Source organism: Dietzia cercidiphylli, assembly GCF_014145145.1.
GTDB classification, from domain to species: Bacteria; Actinomycetota; Actinomycetes; order Mycobacteriales; family Mycobacteriaceae; genus Dietzia; species Dietzia natronolimnaea.
Genome location: NZ_JAALEA010000319.1, coordinates 1 through 2,022 on the forward strand (window position 1 = coordinate 1; position 2,022 = coordinate 2,022).

A 2,022-nucleotide genomic window follows, 5' to 3' on the forward strand; every position below is an offset into this window, starting at 1 on the left:
TGTTGACCGTCGAGATCACCACTGATCACAACGCCGTCACCACCGACGGGTCGTCCGGCTACGGCGAGGAGGCCGTCTACGGCGGCGGCAAGGCGATCCGGGACGGCATGGCGCAGGACCCGGCCGGCACGCGGGCCTCGGGCGCGCTCGACCTGGTGATCACCGGGGCCACGATCCTCGACGCCGTGATCGGGGTGGTCAAGGGCGACATCGGGATTCGCGACGGCCGGATCGTGGCCGTGGGCAAGGCCGGGAACCCGCACCTGCAGGACGGAGTGCACCCCGAGCTGGTGATCGGCCCCGGCACGGAGGTGGTGGCGGGCGAGCACAAGATCGTCACCGCCGGGGGAGTGGACACCCACATCCACTTCATCGCCCCACAGCAGGTGGACGAGGCCCTGTCCAACGGGGTGACCACCATGTTCGGCGGAGGGACCGGCCCGTCCGAGGGCACCAAGGGGACCACCTGCACGCCGGGCGCCTGGAACATCGGCCGGATGCTGCAGGCCGCCGACGGGCTGCCGGTGAACATCGGGATCCTGGGCAAGGGCAACACCTCCCAGCCCGAGTCGGCGGTCGAGCAGATCGTGGCCGGGGCGGCCGGGCTGAAGATCCACGAGGACTGGGGGACCACCCCGGCGACCATTCGCTGCGTGCAGGAGGTCGCCGACCAGTACGACGTGCAGGTCGCGATCCACACCGACACCCTCAACGAGTCCGGCTTCTACGAGGACACCCGCGCCGCGTTCGGCGACTCGACCATCCACACCTTCCACTCCGAGGGCGCCGGCGGCGGCCACGCGCCCGACATCCTGCGGGTGTGCGGCGAGCCCAACGTCCTGCCCGCCTCCACCAACCCGACGCTGCCGTACACGGTCAACTCGGTCGACGAGCTGCTCGACATGGTGATGGTCTGCCACCACCTGTCGCACGACATCCCCGAGGACGTCAGCTTCGCCGACTCCCGCGTGCGGGCCGAGACCATCGCCGCCGAGACCGTGCTGCACGACGAGGGCATCATCTCGATCTTCTCGTCCGACTCGCAGGCCATGGGACGGATCGGGGAGTCGTGGCAGCGGGCGTTCCAGACCGCGCACCACTGCCGGGTCGAGCGCGGGCCGCTGCCCGAGGACAGCGAGGGCAACGACAACGAGCGCGTGTTGCGCTACGTCGCCAAGATGACCATCAACCCCGCCATCGCCGCGGGCATCGCCGACCACCTGGGCTCGATCGAGCCAGGCAAGCTCGCGGACCTGGTGGTGTGGCCGGTGGACTCGTTCGCGGCCAAGCCGTCGCTGATCATCAAGGGCGGGATGATCGTGTGGGCGCCGATGGGCGATCCCAACGCGTCGCTGCCCACGCCGCAGCCGGTGATCTACCGGCCGATGTTCGGCGCGTACGGAGGGGCGTTGCAGTCCACGCGGGTGACGTTCCTGTCCTCCGCGGCGATCGAGGCCGGCGTGCCAGAGGAACTGGGCCTGACCTCGCCGTGCCTGCCCGTGCGCGGCTGCCGCGGGATCGGCAAGAAGGACATGGTCCGCAACGACCGCTGCCCGACCATCGAGGTGGATCCCGAGACCTACGTCGTCACCGTCGACGGCGAGCCCGCCACCATCGCCCCGGCCACCACGCTGCCGCTGGCCCAGCTGCACTACCTGGCATGAGCGGCTCCGACCTGTCGCGGCTGCTGCTCGCGTTGCAGTTTACCGACTCGTCCTTCCCCTCCGGGATGTACACCCTGTCCCACGGGCTCGAGGGGCTGGCCCAGCGCGGGGAGGTCGACGCCCGGCGCCTACCGGAGGTGCTGCACTCGATGCTGCGCCACGCCATCGGCCCGGCGGACTCGGTCGCGCTCGCGCTCGCGTGGGCGGCTACCCGCGAGCACGGGGGCCGTGACACGGACGCACTGCTGGACGCGGTGACCCGCATCGACCGGCGACTGCACGCCACCCGGCTGACGCGGGAACTGCGCGACGGCGCCACCCGCACGGGAAAGCAGGTCCTGGACCTGGCGGCCGAGCT

At 71.0% G+C, this 2,022-nt stretch carries 2 protein-coding genes; both read left to right on the forward strand.

Annotation, left to right across the window (positions count from 1 at the left end):
- Positions 1–2: 2 nt before the first annotated feature.
- Positions 3–1,664 carry an urease subunit alpha gene (ureC, locus tag G6028_RS11610; protein ID WP_241730703.1) on the forward strand — a complete coding sequence of 554 codons (1,662 nt, stop codon included), beginning with the start codon at positions 3–5 and terminating at the stop codon, positions 1,662–1,664.
- On the forward strand, positions 1,661–2,022 hold a 362-nt coding region (locus G6028_RS11615), incomplete at its 3' end, for an urease accessory protein UreF (protein WP_277817601.1). The genes ureC and G6028_RS11615, both read left to right, overlap by 4 nt.